This is a genomic window from Jiangella mangrovi (assembly GCF_014204975.1).
GTDB lineage: Bacteria > Actinomycetota > Actinomycetes > Jiangellales > Jiangellaceae > Jiangella > Jiangella mangrovi.
In genome coordinates, this window is record NZ_JACHMM010000001.1 from 4623057 (window position 1) to 4648143 (window position 25087).

Annotated in this window: 20 protein-coding genes; 4 read left to right on the forward strand and 16 right to left on the reverse strand. The window is 73.0% G+C overall.

The genetic code is table 11. The annotated features are described in order from the left end of the window. Positions 1 to 15 precede the first annotated feature (15 nt). From HD601_RS21400 to HD601_RS21415, 4 genes are all read right to left on the reverse strand, one after another. Positions 16 to 549: a DUF2567 domain-containing protein gene (locus tag HD601_RS21400; RefSeq protein WP_184825273.1), complete on the reverse strand. Its 534-nt coding sequence runs from the start codon at positions 547 to 549 to the stop codon at positions 16 to 18. Continuing rightward, entirely contained in the window at positions 546 to 4016 is a 3471-nt protein-coding gene (dnaE, locus tag HD601_RS21405; protein ID WP_184830106.1) for a DNA polymerase III subunit alpha, read from the reverse strand. The genes HD601_RS21400 and dnaE overlap by 4 nt, the downstream gene beginning before the upstream one ends. Positions 4017 to 4170: 154 nt before the next feature. Continuing rightward, positions 4171 to 4830: a chorismate mutase gene (locus tag HD601_RS21410; RefSeq protein WP_221441188.1), complete on the reverse strand. Its 660-nt coding sequence runs from the start codon at positions 4828 to 4830 to the stop codon at positions 4171 to 4173. 476 nt (positions 4831 to 5306) lie between these two features. Next, entirely contained in the window at positions 5307 to 8480 is a 3174-nt protein-coding gene (locus HD601_RS21415) for an AAA family ATPase (protein WP_184825277.1), read from the reverse strand. 152 nt (positions 8481 to 8632) lie between these two features. Between HD601_RS21415 and HD601_RS21420 the strand changes: the two genes are divergently transcribed. Further along, positions 8633 to 10027: an FAD-binding oxidoreductase gene (locus tag HD601_RS21420; protein ID WP_184825279.1), complete on the forward strand. Its 1395-nt coding sequence runs from the start codon at positions 8633 to 8635 to the stop codon at positions 10025 to 10027. Here HD601_RS21420 and HD601_RS21425 read toward each other — a convergent pair. The 4 genes from HD601_RS21425 to HD601_RS21440 all read right to left on the reverse strand — a co-directional run bounded on the left by HD601_RS21425 (position 10020) and on the right by HD601_RS21440 (position 12259). Beyond that, a complete protein-coding gene (locus tag HD601_RS21425) occupies positions 10020 to 10946 on the reverse strand; it encodes an RluA family pseudouridine synthase (RefSeq protein WP_184825281.1) in 927 nt (308 codons plus the stop codon). The genes HD601_RS21420 and HD601_RS21425 overlap by 8 nt on opposite strands. Then, positions 10943 to 11476, reverse strand: a complete 534-nt coding sequence (lspA, locus tag HD601_RS21430) for a signal peptidase II (protein WP_184825283.1) — start codon at positions 11474 to 11476, stop codon at positions 10943 to 10945. The genes HD601_RS21425 and lspA overlap by 4 nt, the downstream gene beginning before the upstream one ends. Next, a complete protein-coding gene (locus HD601_RS21435) occupies positions 11449 to 11904 on the reverse strand; it encodes a TraR/DksA family transcriptional regulator (RefSeq protein ID WP_184825285.1) in 456 nt (151 codons plus the stop codon). The genes lspA and HD601_RS21435 overlap by 28 nt, the downstream gene beginning before the upstream one ends. Positions 11905 to 11995: 91 nt before the next feature. Then, on the reverse strand, positions 11996 to 12259 hold the full coding sequence (locus HD601_RS21440) for a DUF167 family protein (RefSeq protein WP_184825287.1): 264 nt from the start codon (positions 12257 to 12259) through the stop codon (positions 11996 to 11998). 232 nt (positions 12260 to 12491) lie between these two features. Between HD601_RS21440 and ileS the strand changes: the two genes are divergently transcribed. Next, entirely contained in the window at positions 12492 to 15659 is a 3168-nt protein-coding gene (ileS, locus tag HD601_RS21445; RefSeq protein WP_184825288.1) for an isoleucine--tRNA ligase, read from the forward strand. 57 nt (positions 15660 to 15716) lie between these two features. Here the strand turns inward: ileS and HD601_RS21450 are convergent, their stop codons facing one another. The 5 genes from HD601_RS21450 to ftsZ form a co-directional block, all read right to left on the reverse strand. Next, positions 15717 to 16517: a DivIVA domain-containing protein gene (locus tag HD601_RS21450; RefSeq protein WP_184825290.1), complete on the reverse strand. Its 801-nt coding sequence runs from the start codon at positions 16515 to 16517 to the stop codon at positions 15717 to 15719. Positions 16518 to 16563: 46 nt separating this feature from the next. Beyond that, on the reverse strand, positions 16564 to 16842 hold the full coding sequence (locus HD601_RS21455) for a YggT family protein (protein WP_197683307.1): 279 nt from the start codon (positions 16840 to 16842) through the stop codon (positions 16564 to 16566). Positions 16843 to 16949: 107 nt separating this feature from the next. Continuing rightward, positions 16950 to 17477, reverse strand: coding sequence for a cell division protein SepF (locus tag HD601_RS21460; RefSeq protein ID WP_184825292.1), 528 nt, complete (start codon positions 17475 to 17477; stop codon positions 16950 to 16952). A 118-nt stretch (positions 17478 to 17595) separates the two neighbouring features. Then, complete coding sequence (gene pgeF / locus HD601_RS21465) at positions 17596 to 18318, reverse strand: peptidoglycan editing factor PgeF (RefSeq protein WP_184825295.1); 723 nt, start codon at positions 18316 to 18318, stop codon at positions 17596 to 17598. 17 nt (positions 18319 to 18335) lie between these two features. Continuing rightward, complete coding sequence (ftsZ, locus tag HD601_RS21470; protein WP_184825297.1) at positions 18336 to 19514, reverse strand: cell division protein FtsZ; 1179 nt, start codon at positions 19512 to 19514, stop codon at positions 18336 to 18338. Positions 19515 to 20046: 532 nt separating this feature from the next. On the opposite strand from ftsZ, the gene yidC reads away from it, so the two are divergent. Further along, positions 20047 to 20769, forward strand: a complete 723-nt coding sequence (gene yidC / locus HD601_RS21475) for a membrane protein insertase YidC (RefSeq protein ID WP_184825299.1) — start codon at positions 20047 to 20049, stop codon at positions 20767 to 20769. A 23-nt stretch (positions 20770 to 20792) separates the two neighbouring features. On the opposite strand, the gene HD601_RS21480 is transcribed toward yidC, so the two are convergent. After that, positions 20793 to 22418: an HNH endonuclease signature motif containing protein gene (locus HD601_RS21480; RefSeq protein WP_184825301.1), complete on the reverse strand. Its 1626-nt coding sequence runs from the start codon at positions 22416 to 22418 to the stop codon at positions 20793 to 20795. Between the two features lie 146 nt (positions 22419 to 22564). Between HD601_RS21480 and HD601_RS21485 the strand changes: the two genes are divergently transcribed. Next, positions 22565 to 22885 (forward strand): hypothetical protein, encoded by a 321-nt coding sequence (locus tag HD601_RS21485; RefSeq protein WP_184825303.1) that lies wholly within the window; start codon positions 22565 to 22567, stop codon positions 22883 to 22885. Between the two features lie 40 nt (positions 22886 to 22925). Here the strand turns inward: HD601_RS21485 and HD601_RS21490 are convergent, their stop codons facing one another. Together HD601_RS21490 and murC are read right to left on the reverse strand one after the other, a co-directional pair. Beyond that, positions 22926 to 23678, reverse strand: a complete 753-nt coding sequence (locus HD601_RS21490; protein WP_184825305.1) for a cell division protein FtsQ/DivIB — start codon at positions 23676 to 23678, stop codon at positions 22926 to 22928. After that, a complete protein-coding gene (gene murC / locus HD601_RS21495) occupies positions 23675 to 25087 on the reverse strand; it encodes a UDP-N-acetylmuramate--L-alanine ligase (protein WP_184825307.1) in 1413 nt (470 codons plus the stop codon). Before murC ends, HD601_RS21490 begins: the two co-directional genes overlap by 4 nt.

Consider the following 25087-nt stretch of genomic DNA (forward strand, 5'->3'; position numbering starts at 1 on the left):
CGGTGCGGGGCCGGGTCAGCGTTCGGCAGGGCCGGGCACGCTCCACGGCGTCTGGTCCTCGCGGAACAGCGCGATGATCGCCGCGACGACGACCGCGACCATGGACCACACCAGCAGCGCGGCGTCGGCGTCGAGCAGCAGCGGGTAGAGGCGGTCGGTGCCGTCGGCGAGCCCGGCGACGTCGTCGCTGGGCCCGAGCAGCCCGCCGGCGAACCGCGCGATCAGCGAGCCGGCCACCCCGAACACGGCCAGCGCCACGAGGGTCGTCACCGGGTGGCGTCGGTGCCAGACCGCGAACGCCGCGCCGAACACCAGGCCGAAGCCGGCGCCGAGCAGCGTGAACACCGCGTCGCGCTCGAAGATCACCCGGCTCTCGCAGGAGCTCGGGGACAGCTGCCCGTCCACCACCACGCAGCGCACGTCGGGCGAGAGCAGCCACCAGAGCACGCCCATGACGATGCCGGCGACGACGGAGGCGACCACGATCTGCGCGACGACGCGGACCGGGCCCGGACCCGTGTGGCCCAGCCGCTCGGCGCGGGTCGTCACGACGCCAGACACGTGGGGCCCAGGAGCTGCTTGAGATCGCCCATGAGCGCCGTCGACGGGGTGACCCGCAGGCGGTCGTCGAGCTTCATGACCGTCGTGCGGCCGGTGCCGGTGAGCTTCAGGTGCACCGGGGTGACGCCCGGGTGCGTGGTCAGCACGTCCTTGAGCCGCTCGACCACCGGCGGCGTGCACCGGGTCATGGGCATGGTGACCACGACCGGGCCGGACGGGCCGTCGGAGAGGTCGGGCAGGCTCAGCTCGGCCGCGATGAGCTGCGGCGCCTCTTCGCGGCGGTCGAGCCGGCCCTTGACGACGACGATCTCGTCCTCGGCCAGCTGCAGCGCGTAGAGCTGGTAGGTGGCCGGGAAGAACATCGCCTCGATGGACCCCTCGAGGTCCTCGATGGTGACGATGGCCCAGGTGTCGCCGCGCTTGCTGACCTTGCGCTGCATGGACGTGATGAGCCCGCCGATGCTCAGCGTGGTGCCGTTGGCCACCTCGTTCTCGTCGGCGAGCGCGGAGATGGGCCGGTCGGAGGCGTTGGCGATGACGTGCTCGAGCCCGAGCAGCGGGTGGTCGGAGACGTAGAGCCCCAGCATCTCGCGCTCGAACGCCAGCTTCTGCTTCTTGTCCCACTCGGTGAGCTCGGGCACCTGGACCTCGAAGCCGCCGCCGGCGTCGTCGCCCGCGCCGCCGAACAGGTCGAACTGGCCGACCGCCTCGTTGCGCTTGAGCGAGATGACGGTGTCGACGGCGTCGTCGACGACGGCGGCCAGCGCGCGGCGGGCGTAGCCGAGGGAGTCGAAGGCGCCGGCCCGGACCAGCGACTCGACCACGCGCTTGTTGCAGACGTGGACCGGGACCTTGTCCATGAAGTCGGGGAAGGTCTCGAACCGGCCCTTCTCCTGCCGGGCCGCGACGATGCCGTCGACGACGTTGGCGCCGACGTTGCGGATGGCGGTGAGGCCGAAGCGGACGTCGGTGCCGACCGGGGTGAAGTCGCCGGCGGACTCGTTGACGTCGGGCGGCAGCACCTTGATGCCCATGCGGCGGCACTCGGACAGGTACAGCGCCGTCTTGTCCTTGTCGTCGCGGACGGAGGTGAGCACGGCGGCCATGTACTCGGCCGGGTAGTGCGCCTTGAGGTAGGCGGTCCAGTACGCGATGACGCCGTAGGCCGCGGAGTGCGCCTTGTTGAACGCGTAGTCGGAGAACGGGACCAGGATGTCCCAGAGCGTCTTGATGGCGGCGTCGCCGAAGCCGTTGGCCTTCATGCCGTCGGAGAACGGCACGTACTCGGCGTCGAGGACCTCGCGCTTCTTCTTGCCCATGGCCCGGCGGAGCAGGTCGGCCTTGCCGAGCGAGTAGCCACCGAGGTGCTGGGCGATGGCCATGACCTGCTCTTGGTAGATGATCAGGCCGTACGTGCCGCCGAGGATGGGTTCGAGCGCCTCGGCCAGCTCCGGGTGGATGGGCGTGATGGGCTGCTGGTTGTTCTTGCGCAGCGCGTAGTTGATGTGGCTGTTGGCACCCATGGGGCCGGGGCGGTACAGCGCGATGAGGGCCGAGATGTCCTCGAAGTTGTCGGGCTTCATCTGCCGCAGCAGCGAGCGCATGGGCCCGCCGTCGAGCTGGAACACGCCCAGGGAGTCGCCGCGGCCGAGCAGCTCGTAGGTGCCGCGGTCGTCGAGCGGCAGCTCCTCGAGGACGATGGCGTCCTTGCCGTTGCGGACGATGTTCTTCAGCGCGTCGTCGAGGATGGTGAGGTTGCGCAGGCCCAGGAAGTCCATCTTGACCAGCCCGAGCTCTTCGCAGGTCGGGTAGTCGAACTGGGTGATGATGGCGCCGTCCTGCTCGCGCTTCATGACGGGGATGGTGTCGAGCAGCGGCGCCGACGACATGATGACGCCGGCCGCGTGCACCCCCCACTGGCGCTTCAGGTTCTCGAGGCCCTTGGCGGTGTCGACGACCCGGCGCACCTCGGCATCGGACTCGTACAGCGACCGGAACTCGCCCGCCTCGGCATAGCGCTTGTGCTCGGGGTCGAAGATGCCGCCGAGCGGGATGTCCTTGCCCATGACGGCCGGCGGCATGGCCTTGGTGATGCGCTCGCCGACGGCGAACGGGTTGCCCAGCACCCGGGAGGCGTCCTTGATGGCCTGCTTGGCCTTGATGGTGCCGTAGGTGACGATCTGGGCGACGTGGTCGGTGCCGTACTTCTCGGTGACGTAGCGGATGACCTCGCCCCGCCGGCGCTCGTCGAAGTCGATGTCGAAGTCGGGCATCGACTTGCGCTCGGGGTTGAGGAACCGCTCGAAGATCAGGCCGTGCGGGATGGGGTCGAGGTCGGTGATGCCCATGGCGTACGCCGCGATGGACCCCGCGCCGGAGCCACGGCCGGGGCCGACCCGGATGCCGTTGTCCTTGGCCCAGTTGATGAAGTCGGCGACGACCAGGTAGTAGCCGGCGTACCCCTTGGTGGTGACGACCTCGGTCTCGTAGTTGGCCCGGGCCCGGACCTCGTCGCTGATGCCGCCCGGGAAGCGGCGGTGCAGGCCGGCCTCGACCTCCTTGACGAACCAGGAGACCTCGTCCTCGCCCGGAGGGACGGGGTAGCGCGGCATGTACTTGCCGGCCTCTTCGACGAACTTGACGTCGCAGCGCTCGGCGATGAGCAGGGTGTTGTCGCAGGCCTCGGGGTAGTCGGCCCACTTCTCGCGCATCTCTGCGGCGGTCTTGAGATAGAAGTCCTCGGCGTCGAACTTGAACCGCTTGGGGTCGGCCAGTGTGGAACCGGACTGCACGCACAGCAGGACGGCGTGCGCCTCGTGGTCGGACTTGTGGGTGTAGTGGAGGTCGTTGGTGGCCAGCAGCGGGAGGCCGAGGTCCTTGCCGAGGCGCAGGAGGTCTTCGCGGATGCGGGTCTCGATGTCGAGCCCGTGGTCCATGAGCTCGAGGAAGAAGTTGTCCTTGCCGAAGATGTCGCGGAACTCCGACGCGGCCTTGATGGCCTCGTCGTACTTGCCCAGCCGCAGGAACGTCTGGACCTCGCCGCTGGGGCAGCCCGTGGTCGCGATGATGCCGGCGGAGTACTTCTGCAGCAGCTCGCGGTCCATGCGCGGTTTGAAGTAGAAGCCCTCGATGGAGGCGAGCGAGGACAGCCGGAAGAGGTTGTGCATGCCGCCGGTGTTCTCGGCGAACATCGTCATGTGCGTGTAGGCGCCGCTGCCGGAGACGTCGTCGCCGCCGCCGTCGCCCCACCGCACGCGGGTCTTGTCGAACCGGCTGGTGCGCGGCGTCAGGTACGCCTCGGTGCCGATGATGGGCTTGATGCCGTGCTTCTTGGCCTTGTTGTAGAAGTCGTAGGCGCCGAACACGTTGCCGTGGTCGGTGGTCGCCAGTGCCGGCATGCCCTGTTTGGCGGCCTCGGTGAAGAGGTCGTCGAGGCGTGCGGCGCCGTCGAGCATGGAGTATTCGGTATGCACGTGCAGGTGCACGAAGCTCGACACTGACGCCTCCTCAGGTGACACTCCACCGGCGGAAGCCGCTCGCGCCGGGGACTAGAGACACCCTATGCCGCGGTTCTGACAGCCTCGCGGTGCCACTCCGAGGAGAGCCGGCTCACAGCCGCCAGACGGGCGGTTCGCCCGACATGTCCGCCTCGGCGACGTCCAGTCCGGCCTCGATGATGGCGGTCACGATGCGGGCCAGCTGCTCCGGCGGGAGCGACGGCGCCCGCTCGGCCATGGCGGCCACGATGGCGGCCTCGCGCCGCGGGTCGCGCCCCGCGTGCCCGCCCACGGGCTTGAGATGCTGCACCCGTCCGGCCAGCGCCACCCGGTGCTCCAGCAGCGTCGCCAGCAGGGCGTCGACGGCGTCGATGGCGGCCCGGCAGCCGTCCAGGGTGTCCGGGACCGAGGGCCGGACCAGGGGCGCCAGCCGGGCGGCGGCCTCGCGGGCCTGCCCTGCGGCCGCGGCGCTCGGGGTGTCGAGCCACAACCCGTCGGCACCGGCGGCGACGGCGGCAGCGGCCAGCTCGGGCCGCTCCCCCAGGTTCACGACGACGGGCAGCCCGCGCGCCCGCGCGGCGGCGATCGCCGCCGGGTCGGTGCTGGCCACGACCGTGACGGAGCCGGCGGGGACGTCGTGGTGGCAGAGGTCGCCACCGGCCCCCTCGGGCGCGATGACGAGCGGCCGCGGCCCGCCGAACGCCGGCGAGGCGCTGGCCGGTTCGGTGGCCGTTCGGCCGGTCGCGGCCGGGGGCTGGGTGGGTGCGGTCACGCGGATGCTCCTGAGTGTCCGTGAGGGCCGGATGACGAGAGGAGCCGACTCGGATGAAGGCCGCGCTACGCCTCGACGCGGCCGGCCACCCGGGCCGGCCCGATAAAGGCGAGAGACGTGCGCATGACGGCGACGGTACCGGCGCACCCGGCCGCCTGTCCACGGTCTGGACCGGTTGTTCACATGACGAGACGAGGTCGCCGGGAGCATGCCCCGCCCGGCTGGGAGGGAGCCCACCCTACGGGCGGGCACCGACAACGCGCGGGCGTTCCAGCCCGGCCTCGCTCGCGCGGGCGGCACCTCACCCGCCCGGGAGCCGGATGAGCCCGTGGCCACCGCCCGCATCCGGCGTTCCGGCGGGTGAGGTGCGCCCCCGGCTCGATCGTCCCTCTCCATGATCATCAACCTTTTGTGCTGTCAGGACGACACAGAAGGTTGATGATCATCGTCCGACGCGGGCCGGGCCCAGCGCGGGGTCAGCGGGCTCGCAGCGCCTCGCGGCAGACCGCCGCGACGTCGCGGGCCGCCTCGAGCGGGGCGGTCCAGCCGGTCCGCTCGGCCGCCGACGCCAGCGGTGCGAGCACCTCGGCCGCCGCGCCGGGGTCGCCGTGGCGGAGCCAGGCGCGGGCGACCGCGACGTAGGTGTCGGCGCCGTACAGCCAGGCCGACCCGGGCGGCGTGCTGACGGCGCGCACCATGGCGTCGGCCTCGTCGAGCAGCTCGCGCGAGCCGGTCGCCCAGGCCAGCGCCGCCAGGCAGGGCAGCCGGTAGGCCTCGGTACGGTGCCGGCCGGCCACCGCCAGTCCGCGTTCCAGGAGGGCGACGGCCTCGGCGGTCTCGTCGCGCCCGTCCAGCTCGAGAAGCGTCGTGGCGTAGGTGGCCAGGCTCGCCGCGCTGAACCAGGCGTGCGCCTGCAGCGTCAGCGACCGGCGGCCGAGCCGGACGGCGTCGTCGTACCGGCCCCGCAGCCGGGCGATCCAGCCGAGGTTGGACACGTACCAGGACTCGTAGCCGCTGTACCCGCTGCGGCGGTTGACCGCCAGCGCCTCCTCGACGCGGGCCGTGGCGGCGTCCCAGTCGCCGCGGGCGATCGAGGGGAAGGCGGACTCGAACAGGCACCACTGCAGCAGCCAGAGGTCGCCCGAGCGCCGGCACAGAGGCTCGAGCTCGTCCAGCACCTCCTGCAGCTCACGCACCTCGCCCAGGTAGGCGTGGGCGGTCTTCGCCCCGTCGAGGGCCACGGCCAGGGCGTCGTCGTCGCCGATGTCGCGGGCCAGCGCCAGGGCCCGCCGTCCGTACGCCAGCGCGTCGCCGAACCGCAGCCGGTTGGCCGACAGCACCGAGAGCCAGGCCAGCAGCTCGGACTCGGCCGGGCGGTCGCCCAGCAGCTGCGCCAGCCGCAGGCTCTCCTCGAGGTGGGCCGTCCCCTCGGCGATGGGCCGCCCGCCGCCGGCCCAGGCCGGGCCGCCCAGCTGGCGCAGGGCGCGCATCTCGAGGAGCCGGTCGCCGCCGGCGCGCGCCGCCCGCAGCGCCTCGGCGTGGTCGGCGACGGCGTCGTCGTACCGGTACATCGCCTCGCGCGCACGGCCCCGGGCCAGGTGAGACCGGCCCTCGAGCGCGACGTCCCCACCACGGCGGGCCGCGTCGATGGCCTGGCCCAGCAGCGCCTCGGCGTCGCCGACGGCGTAGCGGCGAAGTGCCTGCTCCCCCGCGGCCAGCCAGCCCGGCGCGGCGCGGGCCCAGTCGCCGGCCGCGCCGGCATGCCAGCCGACCGCCTCCGGGTTGCCGGCCTGCACGTCCGCCGCGCGCAGGTGGTACGCCACCCGGGTCGGCTGCGGCGTCGCGGCGTAGAGGGTCTCCTGGACGAGGTCGTTCTCGAACTCGTAGGCGCGGCCGGCCACCACGAGCAGCCGGGTGGGCAGGATCCGGTGGCAGCGCCGCGCGGCCTCCTGGGCGCTGACGTCGAGCAGCCCGGCCAGCGTCATGGGCGTGAACGACGAGCCCAGCACGGCCGCGGCGTGCAGCAGCTCCTCGGCCTGGGCTCCGGCCCGGCGCACCCGGCCCATCACGCTGGCCCTCAGCGAGTCCGGGATCCCCTCCTCGCCGGCCGCCAGGGCGCGCAGCGTCTCGACCACGAACAGCGTGTGCCCGCGTGTGCGCCGGGCGATCTCGGCGCCGTGCGCCTCCTGGCCGGCCTCGGCGGCGAGCCGCTCGATCGCCGCGTCGTCGAGCGGGCCGACGTCGACGCGCTCGGACACGTCGGCCAGGGCGGCCAGGACCCGCTCGCCCTCGTCCGCCCGCACCGTCGCCACCACCAGCAGGCGGCCGCCGGCCGTGTTCCGGCCGAGGTAGTGCAGCAGCTCGACGGTGGCCACCCCGGCGTTGTGCAGGTCGTCGACGACGAGCAGCAGCGGCTGGCGGGCGGCCAGCCGGCGCAGGAACACGACCACCGCGTCGTAGACCCGGCGGCGCTCGGCCGCCGCGCTGCGCCGCTCCGGCACCGGCGCGCCCAGCAGCTCGGCCACCTCGGGCACCAGCGTCGCGAGGGCGTCGGCCCGGTCCGCGGCGGCCTGGCGCAGCACCGGCACCGGCAGCCGGGTGACCAGGCGGCCGAGCGCCTCGGCGACCGGCTGCAGGAACAGCGAGCGCTCGACGTCGTAGCAGCGAGCCTCGAGCGTCCGGCCGCCGGTCAGCCGGGCCAGCCGCGCGGTCTCGTCGGCCAGCGCGGTCTTGCCGATGCCGGCCGCGCCCGCGAGCAGCACCAGCGCGCCGTCACCCGCGACAGCGCGCTCCCAGCGACGGGTGAGGCCCGCCAGCTCCGCGTCCCGCCCGGCGAGCCGCTCCGACGCCGGCCCGGGTCCGGCCTCCGGCCGCGCCCCCGCCGGCGCCACCTGCTGGCGCAGGATCGCGACGTGCAACTCCCGGGTCGACGGCGCCGGGTCGATGCCAAGCTCGGTCGCGAGCCCGGCGCGCAGCCGCTCGAACACCGCCAGGGCGCGGGCCGGCTCGCCGGCGGCGTCGTAGGCGCGCATCAGGGCCCGGGCCGGCCGCTCGTCCAGGGGCTCGGCCTCGGCCGCCGCCTCCGCCGCGGCCAGCGCCGCCGCGACGTCCCCCGTCCGCAGGCCCGCCTCGGCGGCGACCGCGCGGGCCCGCCCGGCCACGTCCGCCTGGAGCCGCCGGCCCTCGCCGGCCCAGGACGCGTCCGTCTCGTCGGCGAGCAGCGGCGCCGCCCCGACGAGGTCGAGCGCGGCCTGGGCGGCGGCCAGGGCGAACGCCGGCTCCGCGTTCCCGAGCCGGATCTCGGCCTCGGCGACGAGGTCGGCCGCCCGGTGCAGGTCGACCTGCGTGCCGTCGCCGAGGCGGTAGCCGGAGCGGCCGCCGGCCACCACGTCCGGGCCGAGAGCGGCGCGCAGCCGGCTCACCAGGGTCGCCACGCTCGCCGCGGGCCGCTGCGGGCCCTGCTCGCCCCACAGCGCCTCGACGATCCGGTCCACCGGGACCAGCCGGCCGCCCGCGACCGCCAGCAGCGCGAGCAGGGTGCGGCCCTTGCGGTCGCCCACCTCGCCGGCGGGCAGCGCCCGGCCCACCCGCACCACGGTCAGCTCGCCGACCAGGCACACCTGCAGCTCGACACCGTCCGCGGCGTCCACCCCCCTGCCACCCGGTGGTACTACGCCGGTCCGCGCAGGTCAAGAGGCTGGCACGACGCGGGCGCAGCGCGGGCGCGGCGCGGCCGCAACGCCACCGCAACGCGACCTGGCACCGTCGCCGGCGTCCGAACGAACCACCCACGGGGGGAACCATGAGCACCGACATCGAGACCGGGCGCCTCGCGCGCCGCGAGCTGAGCGGCGTCCGCGGCCGGCTGACCGGGCCGGAGGACGCCGGCTACGACGAGGCCCGCAAGGTCTACAACGCCATGATCGACCGGCGCCCGGCGCTGATCGCCCGGTGTGCCGACGCCGACGACGTCGCCCTGGTCGTCGGGTTCGCGCGCGAGCACGGCCTGCCGCTCGCCGTGCGCGGCGGCGGCCACAACGGGGGCGGCCTGGGCGTCGTCGACGACGGCGTGGTCATCGACCTCGGCGACCTGCGCGAGGTCACCGTCGACCCCGAGGCGCGGACGGTGCGCGTCGGGGGCGGCTGCACGTGGGGCGAGGTCGACCGGGCGACCAACGCGTTCGGCCTGGCCACGCCCAGCGGGATCATCTCGACGACGGGGGTCGGCGGGCTCACGCTGGGCGGCGGCCTCGGGCACCTGACCAGGGCGTTCGGCCTGGCCATCGACAACCTGCTCGAGGTCGAGATGGTGCTGGCCGACGGCGAGCGCGTCTCGGCCAGCGCGGCGGAGCACCCGGACCTGTTCTGGGCGGTCCGTGGTGGCGGCGGCAACTTCGGGGTGGTGACGTCGTTCCTGTTCCGGCTGCACGAGCTCGACACCGTCGTCGCCGGCCCGACGTTCTGGGCGATCGAGCAGACGGCCGAGGTGCTCGCGGCCTACCGCGACTTCCTGCCGGCCGCGCCGCGCGAGCTCAACGGGTTCTTCCTGGTGGGCGCCGTGCCGCCGGCGCCGCCGTTCCCCGAGGAGCTGCACCTGCGCACCGTCTGCGGCGTCGTCTGGTGCCACGTCGGCTCCGCCGAGCAGGCCGCCGCGGACATGGCGCCGCTGCTGGACGCGCTGCCCGAGCCGCTGCTGCACGCGCCGTCGCCGATGCCGCACCCGGCGCTGCAGAGCGCCTTCGACGGCCTCTACCCGCCGGGCGACCAGTGGCACTGGCGGGCGGACTTCGTGACGGAGATCCCGGACGAGGCGGTCGCGATCCACGCCGACTTCGGCGCCCGGCTGCCCACGTGGAAGTCGACGATGCACCTGTACCCGATCGACGGCGCGGCGCACGACCACGGCTCCGCCGACACCGCGTGGAGCTACCGGGACGCGCGCTGGGGATCGGTCTTCGCCGGCGTGGACGCCGACCCGGCCAACGTCGGCCTCATCAGCGCGTGGTCGGTGGACTACTTCGAGGCGCTGCACCCGTACTCGGCCGGCGGGGCGTACGTGAACATGATGATGGACGAGGGCCAGGACCGGGTCCGCGCCAGCTACCGCGGCAACTACGAGCGGCTCGCGCAGGTCAAGGCGCAGTACGACCCGGAGAACCTGTTCCGCGTCAACCAGAACATCCGGCCGGCTACGTAGGCCGGATGAGGTCCAGGGCGTGCTGGAGGTCGTCGGGGTAGGCCGAGGTGAACTCGGCCCACTCCCCCGTCCCCGGGTGCTCGAAGCCCAGCCGCTTGGCGTGCAGCCACTGCCGGGTCAGCCCGAGCCGGGCGGCCAGTGTGGGGTCGGCGCCGTAGGTGAGGTCGCCGACGCAGGGGTGGCGCAGCGCGCTGAGGTGCACCCGGATCTGGTGCGTCCGGCCGGTCTCGAGGTGGATCTCGAGCAGGCTGGCCGCCGGGAACGCCTCGAGCGTCTCGTAGTGGGTGACGCTCGGCTTGCCGCCCGCCACCACGGCCCACTTGTAGTCGTGGTGCGGGTGGCGGTCGATGGGTGCGTCGACGGTGCCTCGGGACGGGTCGGGGTGGCCCTGGACCAGCGCGTGGTAGACCTTGTCGACCGTGCGCTCCTTGAACTGGCGCTTCAGCGACGTGTAGGCGCGCTCGGACTTGGCCACGACCATGAGCCCGCTGGTGCCGACGTCGAGCCGGTGCACGACGCCCTGCCGCTCGGCCGCGCCGCTGGTGGAGATGCGGAACCCGGTGCCCGCCAGGCCGCCGACCACCGTCGGGCCGGTCCAGCCGGGGCTCGGGTGCGCCGCGACGCCGACGGGCTTGTCGACCACGACGACGTCGGGGTCGTCGTGGACGATGCGCATGCCCTCGACGTGCTCGGGGACGATCTGGACGGGCGCCGGCGGCGCCGGGATCTCGACCTCGAGCCAGGAGCCGCCGCGCACGCGGGCCGACTTCAGGGCGACGTCGCCGTCGACGACGACGTGGCCGTCCTCGACCAGCGCGGCGGCCTTGCTGCGGGAGAACCCGAACAGCCGGGCCAGGGCGGCGTCGAGGCGCTCGCCCTCGAGCCCGTCGGGGACGGGGAGGCTGCGGTGCTCGCTCATGTGGGGACCACCTCGCGACGGCGGGCGCCGTCGTGCGGGATGCCGCGCACGCTGAGCACCGCGACCACCACCGCACCGGCGACGATGGCGGAGTCGGCGACGTTGAAGACCGGCCAGTTCGGCAGCTCGACGAAGTCGACGACGTGGCCGCGGAACGGCCCGGGCATGCGGAACATGCGGTCGGTGAGCGTGCCGAGCGCGCCGCCCAGCACGGCGCCGAGCGCCACCGCCCACGGGGTGTTCGCCACCCGGCGCGACACCGCGAGGATGGCCAGCACGACGACCAGCGCCACCACCGTCAGCACCGGCGTCAGGTTGGTGGCCAGGCTGAACGCGGCGCCGGGGTTGCGGATGAGCCGCAGCTGCACCAGTTCGCCGATGACCGGGACCGCGCGCCCGGGGTCGAGCAGCGCCACCGCCAGGATCTTCGTCAGCTGGTCGGCTGCGAGGACGGCGGCGGCCACGGCCAGGAGGACGCCGGCACGACGGCGCCCTCCGTCCGTCAGCGGCGCTCCTGCCGCTGCTTGCACGTCATGCACAGAGTGGCCCGCGGGAACGCCTGCAACCGGGCCTTGCCGATGGGATTGCCGCAGCTCTCGCAGATGCCGTACGTGCCGTTCTCGATGCGGCCCAGCGCACGCTCGGTCTGGATGAGCATGTCGCGGTGACTCGCCGCCAGCGACATCTCGTGCTCGCGCTCGAACGTCTTCGTGCCGGTGTCGGCCTGGTCCTCGCCGCCGCTGTCGCCGCTGCGCAGGAGGTCGGCGATGTCGGCCTCGGCGTCGGCGATCTCTTGGCGCAGCCGTGTCGCGTCGGAGTTCAGCTGCTCGCGCACCTCGGTGAGCTCGTCCTCACTCCACGGGTCCTCGTCCTCGCGGACCACCAGAACGGCCGCCTCAGCGGCCTCGACCTTGCTGTTTCCGGCCACGGTGTCCACCTTCGCCTTCGCACCAGCCATCTGCCTCGCCACCCTTCCGTTCCCCCGTGTACCCCGCCCACCCCTGAGCAAGAGCCAGGTGCCGCGAGGATAGATCGAGAATCGCCCAGCATCAATGCGCCTCGCGCATGAGTTCTGCCAGCCGCGACGCCGCAGCGTCCGGGACCTCGACAGTCTTCGTCCTGCTGGTCGTGCCGGTGAGCAACGTCACCTCCCGCTTCCGTATTCCCAGGGCCGCGGCGACGGCGTCCAGGGCGGCCGTGGTGGCGGCGCCGTCCACGGCCCGTTCCTGGACGGCAACGACCAGGGCGTCGCCGTACGTTCCGCCCACCGCCGTCCGGGAGGCGCCCGGCCGGACCCGGATCGTCACACGCACGCCGCCCAGAATAGGTCGTCGCAGCGTGGTCGCGGCGTACACTGGCACCGTCGCGAGCAGGCGTTGACGGGGCCATCACCTCCGAGCCGCCGGAAGAACGGCACCCTGGTGCTCACTAGACCCGGCCGCGGCGAACGAAGCGGACCAGCGTCGCTGGTCAAGGAGGGTGGTACCGCGGGGCGCGCCTCGTCCCTCCGTCGGAGCAGAGTCGACGGAGGATTCGAGAGAAGAGATGACCGACCCCACCGGCTACCGCGAGGTGCCCGCCCAGGTCGACCTTCCGGCGCTGGAGCACGACGTCCTCGCGTTCTGGCGCGACAACGACGTGTTCGCGCAGACGGTGAAGGCCAGCGAGGGCCGCCCTCAGTGGAACTTCTACGAGGGGCCGCCCACCGCCAACGGGATGCCCGGCACCCACCACATCGAGGCGCGCGTCTTCAAGGACGTCTTCCCGCGCTACCGCACGATGAAGGGCTACCACGTCCCGCGCCAGGCCGGCTGGGACTGCCACGGCCTGCCCGTCGAGATCGCGGTCGAGAAGGAGCTGGGCTTCGAGGCCAAGAGCGACATCGAGGCCTACGGCGTCGCCGAGTTCAACGCGAAGTGCCGCGAGTCGGTCCTGCGCCACGTCGACGCGTTCGAGCAGCTCACCGAGCGCATGGGCTACTGGGTCGACCTCTCGCAGGCGTACCGCACCATGGACGCGTCGTACATCCAGAGCGTCTGGTGGTCGCTCAAGCAGATCTTCGACAAGGGCCTGCTGGTCGAGGACTACCGGGTGTCGCCGTACTGTCCCCGCGACGAGACGGCGCTGTCCTCGCACGAGCTGGCGCAGGGCTACGAGACCGTCGTCGACCCGTCGGTGTACGTGCGCTTCCCGCTGACGTCGGGTCCGCTCGCGGGCGAGGCATCGCTGCTGGTCTGGACCACGACCCCGTGGACGCTGGTCTCGAACACCGCCGTCGCCGCCCACCCGGACGTCACGTACGTGGCGGCGCGGGCGGCCGGCTCGTCCGAGCTGCTCGTCGTCGCCGAGCCGCTCCTCGACTCCGTCCTGGGCGAGGGCGCCGAGGTCGTCGGCACGTTCACCGGCGCCGAGATGGAGCGCTGGACCTACCAGCGCCCGTTCGAGCTGGTCGACATCCCCGACGCCCACTACCTCGTCGTCGACGGGTACGTCACCACCGAGGACGGCACCGGGCTGGTGCACCAGTCCCCCGCGTTCGGCGCCGACGACCTGCGGGTCTGCCGCCGCTACGGCCTGCCCGTGGTCAACCCGGTCCGCTCCAACGGCACGTTCGCCGAGGACGTCCCGCTGGTCGGCGGGCAGTTCTTCAAGCGCGCCGACGCCGACCTGGTCGCCGACCTCGAGCACCGCGGCGTGCTGTTCAAGCACGTCCCGTACGAGCACGAGTACCCGCACTGCTGGCGCTGCCACACGCCCCTCATCTACTACGCGCAGCCGTCCTGGTACATCCGCACGACGCAGATCAAGGACGCGCTGCTGCGCGAGAACGAGAAGACCACCTGGTACCCCGAGACGATCAAGTGGGGCCGCTACGGCGAGTGGCTGCGCGGCAACGTCGACTGGGCGCTGTCGCGGAACCGGTACTGGGGCACGCCGCTGCCCATCTGGCGCAACGACGAGGACCCGTCACGCATGGTGTGCGTGGGGTCGCTGGCGGAGCTGTCGGAGCTGTCCGGTCAGGACCTCTCCGAGCTGGACCCGCACCGGCCCTACGTCGACGACGTCACGTTCACGGTCGACGGCGTGCCCGGCACGTTCCGCCGCGAGCCGTACGTCATCGACGTCTGGTACGACTCCGGCTCGATGCCGTTCGCGCAGGCCGGGTACCCGTACGCCCCCGGCAGCGCCGAGGCGTTCCAGAAGTCCTACCCGGCGCAGTACATCTGCGAGGCGCTGGACCAGACCCGCGGCTGGTTCTACACGCTCATGGCCATCGGCACGCTGGTGTTCGACCGGTCGTCGTACGAGAACGTCGTCTGCCTGGGCCTGATCCTCGCCGAGGACGGCCGGCGCATGAGCAAGCACCTGGGCAACATCCTCGAGCCGATGCCGCTCATGGACGAGCACGGCGCCGACGCCGTCCGCTGGTTCATGCTGGCCAGCGGCTCGCCGTGGCTGCCGCGCCGGGTCGGACACGCCAGCCTGCAAGAGATCGTCCGCAAGGTGCTGCTGACCTACTGGAACACCGCGTCGTTCCTGTCGCTGTACGGGCGGACGGCGGGGTGGACGCCCGGTTCCGCCGACGTGCCGCCCGTGGCCGACCGGCCGGTCCTCGACCGGTGGGCGCTGTCGGAGCTGCACCGGCTGGTCCGCGAGGTCGACGCCGCGCTCGACGGCTTCGACACGCAGGCTGCGGGCGCGAAGCTGACGGCGTTCGTCGACGACCTCTCGAACTGGTACGTGCGCCGGTCGCGGCGGCGGTTCTGGGACGGCGACCCGGCGGCGCTGGCGACGCTGCACGAGTGCGTCGAGACGCTGTCGCGGCTGATGGCGCCCATGGTCCCGTTCGTCACCGAGCGGGTCTGGCAGGACCTCGTCGTGCCGGCCGACCCGGACGCGGCGCCGTCGGTGCACGCGGCGTCGTGGCCGTCGTCGGACGATTCGCTGATCGACGACGCCCTGCGCGCCGAGGTGTCGCTGACGCGGCGCCTGGTCGAGCTGGGCCGGGCGGCCCGGGCGGAGTCGAAGGTCCGGACGCGCCAGCCGCTGGCCCGGGCGCTGGTCGGCGCGCGCGGCTGGGAGACGCTGCGGCCGGAGCTGCGGGCCGAGATCGCCGACGAGCTCAACGTCGTGTCGGTGCTGTCGCTGTCCGAGGCCGGCGCGGGCGAGGACCTGGTCGACGTGTCTGCCAAGGCGAACTTCCGGTCGCTGGGCAAGCGGTTCGCGAAGGACACGCCTCGAGTCGCCGCGGCCGTGGCGGCGGCCGACGCGGGCGCGCTCGCGTCGACGTTGAAGACCTCCGGCCGGGCGACGGTCGAGGTCGACGGCCTCGGGCCGGTCGACGTCACGCCCGACGACGTCATCGTCACCGAGACGCCGCGCGAGGGCTGGGCGGTCGCCCGCGAGGGCGAGACCGTCGCGCTCGACCTCACCCTGACCGACGCGCTGGTGCGGGCCGGTCTGGTCCGCGAGGCGGTGCGGCTGGTCCAGGAGGCGCGCAAGTCGGCCGGCTTCGAGGTGTCCGACCGCATCGAGCTGGCGTGGTCGGCGTCCGAGGCCATGGCCGAGGCGCTGCGCGAGCACGGCGCCCTGCTGGCCGACGAGGTGCTGGCGGCCGCGGTGCACGACGACCTGGCCGCGCTGGACGGCGCGCCGGAGCGGACGGACGAGGAGCTCGGCCTGACGTTCCGCCTGCGCCGGCTGCAGGGCTGACAAAGCGAGGGGCCCGACACCGCCGGTGTCGGGCCCCTTCAGTCGCTGGTTGCGGCGTCAGCGCTGCTCGTCGTCGAGGAGGCTGGCGACCGAGCGGAGCGAACCGCCGGACGGCGCGGTCTGAGCGTTGTTGCCGCTCGGACCGGACTGCTGCGGCGCACCGCCGCCACCCGCTGCCGCCGCGGGGACCTGCCCCACGCCGGTGTCGGCCTCGTCGACGCCGCCGGTCTCGAGCTTGCGGAGCTCGCGCTCGAGGTAGGACTTGAGCCGGCTGCGGTACTCGCGCTCGAAGGCGCGCAGGGTCTCGAGCTCGCGCTCGAGGTCGGCGCGGTCGGTCTCGAGCTTGCCGAAGACCTGGGAGCGGCGCTTCTGCACTTCCTGCTCGATCGCGTCGGCCCGCTGCCGGGCGTCCTGCTCGATCTTCGCGGACTTGGCCTTCGTCTCGGAGTCGAGCTTCTCGGCACGGGTGCGCGCGTCGTTCATGAGGCGGTCGGCCTCGGCCTTGGAGTCGGCGACGAGCTCGTCGGCCGTCTTCTGGGCCAGGGCGAGCACCTTGGCCGCGGCGTCGCTGGGCTGCACCCCCACGGGCACGGCAGCGGCGGCCGACGGCGGAGCCTCGGGCGCCTTGGGCGCTTCGGGCTGGCGCGGAGCCTGGATGGGCTCGGCCGACGCGGCGAGTCCGCCGCCACGGGTCACGGCGGAGAGCTTGTCGCGCAGCTCGTCGTTCTCCCGCTGCATGCGCGCGAGCTCGGCCTCGACCTCGTCCAGGAACTCGTCGACCTCCTGCATGTCGTAACCCTCGCGCAGGCGGACCGTCGTGAACTCTTTGTTCTGGACGTCCTCGGGCGTCAGTGGCATAGCGTCACCTCGGATGTGGGCATAGGCAGAATGTCACCGTACCGCGTCATCCTAGGGATCCGACAACTACAAGCAGAATCTGGACCAGGATGATCAGCACGATGAACGCCAGGTCGAGGGCGACCGAGCCGATCCGCAGTGGCGGAAGGACCCGACGGATCGCCCGCAATGGCGGATCGGTCACTGTGTAAATGGCCTCCAGCACCACGAGCACCAGCCCCTTGGGCTGCCACTCGCGCGCGAAGACCTGAATCCAGTCGACCACGAGCCGGATCAGCAGAGCGATGAAGAACAGCCACAACACCGCGGAGAGAATCTGACTCACAGCCGACACAACACCTGAACTTACCGGACGTCGGCCGGGTTCGATGACATGGACACCCGCGAGCCGGGCGCGAGTTCTCTGAGAATCTCACTCGCGCCCCACCCGGATCAGCTCTGGTTGAAGAACCCGCCGCTGACCATGCGTGCCTTGTCCTCGGCGGTCACCGAGACGTCGGCGGGTGTGAGCAGGAACACCTTCGCCGTCACCCGGTCGATGCTGCCGCGCAGGCCGAAGATCAGGCCCGCCGCGAAGTCGACCAGCCGCTTGGCGTCGGCCTCGTCCATCTCGGTGAGGTTCATGATCACCGGCGTGCCGTCGCGGAAGTGCTCGCCGAGCGTGCGGGCCTCGTTGTAGGTCCGCGGGTGCAGCGTCGTGATGCGCGCCTCACGCATGGCTGGTGCCTTTCGTACGGCCGCGACGGGCCGGCGGTCGGCGAGCGAGGCCACCGTCGCCGTGTGCTCGCGCTCGGGCGCTCGCTCCCGCTCGCGACGCGGCTCCTCGGCGGGCTCCTCGTACTCCTCGACGGCGTCGTCGTACTCGTCCGCGTACGCGTCCTCGTCGTACTCGTCGTCGTAGCGGTCTCGGTCCTCCACGAGGCCGAGGTAGACCGCAACCTTGCGCATTGCGCCGGCCATTCAAGTCCTCCGCACTAATGGTGGACGGTCCCCTGTGATCAGCAACGCTAGCCCCAGGGGTCAGCAGAACCGGGGATTGCGAGCGCGACACGCCCGCGAGTCGCAGTAGTCACACCAATCACGCCTGACTCATCCACGCCACCCCGGCGAACCGGCCGGTGACGCCGTCGCGGCGGTAGGAGTAGCTGTGCGGGTCCTCGATGGTGCAGGTCGCGGAGGCCTCGACGGCAGCGCCCGCGGTACGGAGCTGCGCGACGACGCCGGCGGGGACGTCGAGGGCCGGCGTGCCCTGCCGGGTGACCGCCCACGACTCCGGGACGACGGCGGCGACCTCGGCCCGCATCGCCTCGGGGACCTCGTAGCAGCGGCCGCACACGGCCGGGCCCACGCGGGCGACCAGCTTGCGGGCGCCGAGGTCGCGCATGGCCGAGATGACCGCAGGGACCACGCCGGCCGCGAGCCCGGGCCGGCCCGCATGGGCGACAGCGACGACTCCCGCCTCCGGGTCGGCGAGCAGGACGGGGACGCAGTCGGCGACGAGGACGGCGAGTGCCCGGCCGGGCTGGGTCGTGACGAGCGCGTCAACCTCGGGCGCGGGGCCGGTCCAGGGCCCGTCGACGACGGCGACCGCGTTGCCGTGCACCTGGTTCATGTAGTTCACGGCGTCGCGGGGCAGGCCGATCGCCGTCGCCAGCAGCTCACGGTTCCGCTCGACGGCGGCGGGGTCGTCGCCGACGTGGCCGCCGAGGTTGAGCGCGTCGTACGGCGCCGAGCTGACCCCGTCGTGCCGATCGGTGAAGGCGAACCGGACCGAACCGGCCGCACTGGTGTCGCGGAGCATGCCTACTTCAGCCTGTGCTACTTCAAGAAATCGGGCACGTCCAGGTCGTCACTGGGCGTGGCCGGGACGATCCGACGCTGTTCACGGGGTGGGGCGGGCGGCGCGGCGGGTGCGCCGTCACCGTCGTCGCCGCCCGTGTCCCCCTGGTCGCCCGGCTTCGCGGCGGCCGCCGGAGTGGCCGTCGCGACCGAGCCGATGGCAGCCGCCGCCTCGGCCTTCTTGACCGTGCCGAGCTCGCGGCGGACCGGCGCGCCCCCGTCGAACCCGGCCGCGATGACGGTGACCCGGACCTCGTCGCCGAGCGCGTCGTCGATGACCGCACCGAAGATGATGTTGGCGTCGTCGTGCGCCGCCTGCGCGACCAGGTTGGCCGCCTCGTTGATCTCGAAGAGCCCGAGGTCGGAGCCGCCGGACACCGACAGCAGCACGCCGTGCGCGCCGTCGATGGAGGCCTCGAGCAGCGGGCTCGATATCGCCATCTCGGCCGCCGCGACCGCGCGGTCCTCGCCGCGCGCGGACCCTATCCCCATGAGCGCCGAGCCGGCGTTGCTCATGACCGACTTCACGTCGGCGAAGTCGAGGTTGATCAGGCCGGGCGTGGTGATGAGGTCGGTGATGCCCTGGACACCGGACAGCAGCACCTGGTCGGCGCTCTTGAACGCGTCGAGCACGCTGACCTGGCGGTCGCTGATGGACAGCAGCCGGTCGTTCGGGATGACGATGAGGGTGTCGACCTCTTCGCGCAGCGCCTCGATGCCCGCCTCGGCCTGCATGGCCCGCCGCCGGCCCTCGAACATGAACGGGCGCGTCACGACACCGATGGTCAGGGCGCCCAGCGACCGGGCGATGCGCGCGACGACGGGCGCGCCGCCGGTGCCGGTGCCGCCGCCCTCGCCCGCCGTGACGAAGACCATGTCGGCGCCCTTGAGCACCTCTTCGATCTCTTCGGCGTGGTCCTCGGCGGCCTTGCGGCCGACGTCGGGGTTGGCGCCGGCACCCAGGCCCCGGGTCGCCTCGCGGCCGACGTCGAGCTTCACGTCGGCGTCGCTCATGAGCAGCGCCTGCGCGTCGGTGTTGATCGCGATGAACTCGACGCCCTTGAGGCCGACTTCGATCATGCGGTTGACCGCGTTGACTCCGCCGCCGCCGATGCCGACGACTTTGATCACCGCGAGGTAGTTCTGCGGAGCAGTCACTGGACATCGCCTTTCGTCGAGTTCAAACCCTCACCCTCAAGTTGAGGTTTATAGTTATGTCAACCTGAGGATGATGAAACGCTAAGCGCGAACCCGGTCCGGCGTCCGTAGACACGCCGAGACCGGGCCGATTGCGTTTCTCGTTGTCTTTCCCCGCCGCCCGTCGCCGCGCTCGTCCGTCCGGCGTCTACTCTGGTCCGCATGATGCGGTGGCTCTGCGGCGTGGCCGGTGGTGTCGCCGTCCTGCTCGCCGGCCTCCTCACCATGCCGCTCGGGTCGGCCCCCGGCGTGGTCGCCCTGCTCGCCGTCCTCGTCATGGCGCTGGCCATGGCCGCGACGTCGCGCGCGCGGGTCCCCGCCGCCCAGCTCGGCGCCGGCACCGCCATGCGCCGCGTCGCCACCGCTCCCCCGGTCGCCACCTCGCAGACCGACCCCGACGCCGCCGCCCGCCCGCGGCCGAGAGCTCCGTCCGGACACCTGGTCCCCCTCAGCTGTCCGCATTCGTGCTCTCGTTCCGAAGGGTCGTCCCACCGTGCTCTCTCTGCTCGACGCGCCTGCCCTGGCCGTCTCCGATCTGGTCCTCGCCCTCTCCTCCGCTGCGGAGCCGCTCGCCGGTGACGCCTCGACGGCAGTCGCCGTCCTGCTCGTCGTCGTCCTCGTGCGGTTGCTGCTGTTGCCGCTGAGCCTGCGCGCCGCCCGCGCCGGCCGGACGCGGCTGGCCCTGCGGCCCGCCGAACTGCGGCTGCGCGAACGCTTCCGCCGCGATCCCGTCCGGCTGCGCCGCGAACTGGCCGCCTTGCACCACTCGCACGGCACGTCGCCGTTCGCCGGCCTGGGCGCGTCGCTGACCCAGGTGCCGTTCTTCATGGTCCTGTACCGCTTGTTCTCCGCTCCGACGCTGCACGGCAGCGCGAACGCCCTGTTCACGCACACCCTGTTCGGGGTGCCGCTCAGCGACAGCTGGGTCGCGGCGCTCGGTGCCGGCGTGGTTCCGGCCTCGCTGATCGTCTTCGGCACGGTGCTGATGCTGCTGGTCGTGGTCGCGTGGTGCTCGTCGCGCCTGGCCCGGCAGCAGGCGACGACCGAGGTCGAGGTCATGATGGCCCGGACGATGCGCGTCCTCCCCTACGGCACCGTCCTGGTCGCCGCGTTCGTGCCGCTCGCCGCCGCCCTCTACCTGCTGTTCTCGGGCGCCTGGACCACGACCGAGCGCTGGCTGCTCAGCCGTAACGGTCCTCTGCCCGCGACCGCCTGACCGCGGCTGCGCGCCGCGGCTGCTCACCTGGGCGGGCCGGCTCCGCTGACGGGGCCGATCCGCTCGAGTGGTCGGGTGAAGGTGTGCCCGGTGGGGCTGGTCCATCGAGTGGTTCCGTCAGGTAGCCGGGTCACTCGCCAGCGCCCGCGGTGTTTGAGCAGGTGATGCGTCTCGCACAGTGTGTGGCAGTTCGCGGCGCAGGTGGTCCCGCCGGCGGCGAACTCCTTGATGTGGTCGATGTCGCAGCCGCGGGCGGGACGGTGGCAGCCGGGCATCCGGCAGGTCCGGTCGCGGGCGGTGATGAAGTCCGCGAGCGCCTTGGACGGCCGGTACCGGGTGCGGCCCATGTCGAGCAGGTGCCCGGTGCCCGGGTCGGTCTTCAACCACGTCCACACCCCTTCTTCGGCCAGGGTGCGCGCCACTTGGGCGGTGATGTGCCCGTACCCCTCGAGCTCACCCGGCTCATCACTCAACCCGACGAGGGACCCGAACGGGATGGTGACCTGCACGCTCACCGGCCGCGCCCGCCGCTTCGGTGCCCGGGTGCCCGTTGCACCGGTCGAGCCGGTGGTCGAGCCGGCAGACGTGGCACGGCCAGTGCCGGAGCCGGACGCAGCGGCCGTGGTCGAGCCGGCAGCCGCGGACTGACCAGCCGTGCCGGCGTGGTCGGGCGTGGTGGCGGCGGAATGGCCGAACATCGCGTGGCCGGTGGCGCCGTCGGCGCACGCCGTCAGGGCGGCCCAGCCGATCTCGGCGAGCGCGTCGGCGCGGCGCTGGTCCTTCGATCTGACCGGCCCGCCCGCCGCGATGTCGGCGCGCTTCAAGTCCGCGGCGGCGGCGTTCAGGGCGGTGTTCAGGGCGGCGGCGTCCTCGGCTGGCAACCGCGCCTCCAGGTGAGCCATCCCATCCGACGCCGGGGTCACCATGACATAGCGGGAGTCGCGGGCGACCTGATGGCGCTGCGCCGCCGACACCGGCGCGAGCTCGTGCAGCAACTGCCGGATCAGCTTCCGCAGCGCGACGGAGTCCAGCTGCGGCGCCCGCGGCAGTACGGCCGCCTCGACCCGCCGCCGCACGTCCGGGTCCTGCCCGCCGAGCTCGTCCAGGATGGCGCGGACCCGCCGCCAGTCGATCAACCCGGCCCACCACGCCGCCCACGTGTCCGGGAAGTCACGCAGGAGTTGCACCGCGGGTCCGACCAGGCCCTCGGCCTGCTTGGCCGTCAGCTGACACCGCCCCGCCACCACCACCGCCGTGTTGGTGATGGGGTTGACCGACCGGTAGCCCGTCTCGGCCGGGCGCAGCTCGACCCGCGCCGCCAGCTCGGCCAACGCCTTCGCCCGACCGGCCTCGGCCCAGGCGACCTGCCGCTCCCATGCGGCGACCTCCTCGACCACGTCGTACACATCCACCGTTGCCGACGATCGGCGTCGTTCCGGCAGACCGGCGAGCACACCAGCCAACTCCGCGCCCGGCGGCAGGTCCTCGACCCCGAACGGCAGCACTCCCGCCGCGGGCGCGGCCGCGTACGAGGCAGCCAACTCGTCCAGCAGGACGCGCGTGGCGTCGTCGCACGGCTCCGCCCAGCAGTCAGCATCCGCAGGACCGAAGTCGGGCGGAGCCTCAGGCGGAGCGGCGAATTCGAACATGTACGTGAACTTATCCGCACCCACCGACAAGGTCGGTTCGACGCCGAGGACGGGCGGTCATCCACAGGAAGAATTGGTGGGCGCGGTTGTCCACATTTCCGGATTTCGCGGTGGCGCGGCGCTCGCCGATCTGGCGAGATGGAGGCATGACGAACCTTCAGATCACCCCCACCGAGGCGCCGGCTCGCGGCGCCTTCAACGACGAGATCGCGCGGCTCATCCGCGAGCGGGTCCTGTCCGACCTCGCGAAGCGCCACGCCCGGCGGCTGCGCAACCGTGAGGTCCGCGACGACCGCGCCCGGCGGCGCGGGCACGCGAAGGCGGCACTACACGCCGAGAAGCTCGCCGCGCGCGCCCAGCAGACCTGCCGATGCGCACAGCCGCGACCACCGGCCCTGCTCGCGCGAGATCCCGGCGGCGGAACCGGCGTCCTCACCCTCTGCCCCGTGTGCGGCCGCGGGACGTAGGGCGCCACAGGGCGACGCCCACGGGCGCGCCGCCTGGCGGTTACGGGTCGACGGCCGGGTGGTCGGGCGCCGTGACGTCGTAAGCGGACGGCGGCTCGTCCTGGGCGGCGATCAGCGCGAGCAGGACCTCGGCCTTGCGATCGAGGTCGTCGGCGGTGCCCCAGCGGACGGTGGCGCCGTCAGCGAGGCCGAGCCTGACGTCGGCCTCGGAGCGCGCCTCGACGGTCTCGACCAGCTCGTACAGCGACGACGGCAGCCCGGTCAGGACGGTGACGCCGGCGGCGCGGACAGCCTCGTCGACCTCGGAGGAGTCGTCGCCTCCGGGTGCGGTGAGCACGGGCAGCCCGTCCGGGCGGGCGTCCGCGGCGCCGAACAGGGCGCCGGTCTCGTCGACGTTCCACCACGACCCGTCGGCCGATACGGCGGCCACCGGCTCGCGCGGCGTGACCTCGATGGTCAGCGTCGTCGGCCAGGAGCGGGTGACGTCGACGGCGGCCGCCTCGGGCAGCTCGGCGACCCGATCGCGGATGGCGTCGGTGTCGACCCGCGCCAGCGGCGTGCCCATGGGCACCTCGGCCAGCGACAGCACCTCGTCCGACTGCGACGACGGCACGCCCTCGACCGACACGGACTTCACGGAGAGCACACTCGACCAGCCCACCAGCCACGCCAGCGCGGACACCGCACCCACGCCGACCAGCACGAGCAGCACGCCGAGCAGGCGCCGCAGCCGCTGCCGCCGCGCCCTGGCCGCGAAGAGCTGGGCGCTGGGCGACCGCGACGCGACGCTCATCGCGACCTGGCCGCCAGCACGTCCAGCACCTCGGGACCGATGAGCGTGACGTCGCCGGCGCCGACGGTCAGCAGGATGTCGCCGGGCTCGGCACGCGACGCCGCCAACTCCGGCACGGCCGACCACGACTGCTCGAACACCACCTGCGACGGCGGCAGCGGCACGTTCGCGGCCACCAGCGCGCCGGTGACACCGGGCTCGGGGTCCTCGCGGGCGGCGTAGACGTCCATGACGATGACCTCGTCGGCCGCGCCCAGGGCGACGCCGAACTCCTCGGCGAAGATGCGGGTGCGGCTGAACAGGTGCGGCTGGAACACGACGATCACGCGGCCGGGTCCGGCGACCCCGCGGGCGGCGGCCAGGGCGGCGGCGACCTCGGTGGGGTGGTGCGAGTACTCGTCGTACACGCGGACGCCGCCGGCCACGCCCTTGAGCTCGAACCGGCGCCGGGTGCCGGTGTAGCCCGCCAGGCCATCGAGCACGTCGCCGGCCGCGAAGCCCATGCCGAGCGCGGCGGTGAAGGCGCCGGCGGCGTTGAGCGCGTTGTGCCGGCCGGGCAACTGAAGCTGGATCCGCTCCTGCCGGCGGCCGCGCGCGACCAGCTCGAACGAGGCGCCCGGGCCGGCGATGTCGAGCGCGGTCACGCGGACGTCGGAGCCGCGCGACTCGCCGAACGTGTGCACCACGACCCCGCGCGCGGCCGCCCGCTCCCCCAGCGCACGCGAGCCGGGGTCGTCGGCGCAGACGACGAGGAAGCCGGTGACGCAGTCGACGAACGCGTCGAAGGCGGCGACGTAGGCCTCGGCGGTGCCGTAGAAGTCGAGGTGGTCGGCCTCGACGTTGGTGACGATGGCGACCTCGGGGTCGTAGGCGAGGAACGACGCGTCGCTCTCGTCGGCCTCGGCGACGAAGATGTCGCCGCTGCCGTCGTGGGCGTTGGCGCCGGACTCGTTGAGGTTGCCGCCGATGGCGAACGACGGGTCGGCGCCGCAGTGCTGCAGGGCGACGGTGGTCATCGACGTCGTGGTGGTCTTGCCGTGGGTGCCGGCGACGGCGATCGCGCGCCGCCCGGCCATGACGGAGGCCAGCGCGGCGGCCCGGGGCAGGATCTGCACCCCACGCGCACGCGCCTCGACGACCTCGGGGTTGTTCTCCCGGATCGCGGTCGAGACGACGACGGTCTCGGCCAGTCCGACGTTCGCGGCGTCGTGGCCGACGTGCACCTCGGCTCCGAGCGCGCGCAGGCCGGCGAGGCCGCCGGAGTCCTTGGCGTCGCTGCCGGACACCGGGACGCCGCGGGCGAGCAGGATGCGGGCGATGCCGCTCATGCCGGCACCGCCGATGCCGACGAAGTGGACCCGGCCCAGCTTCTCCGCGGGCACGGTCCGCTCCGGTGGCGAGACGATCAC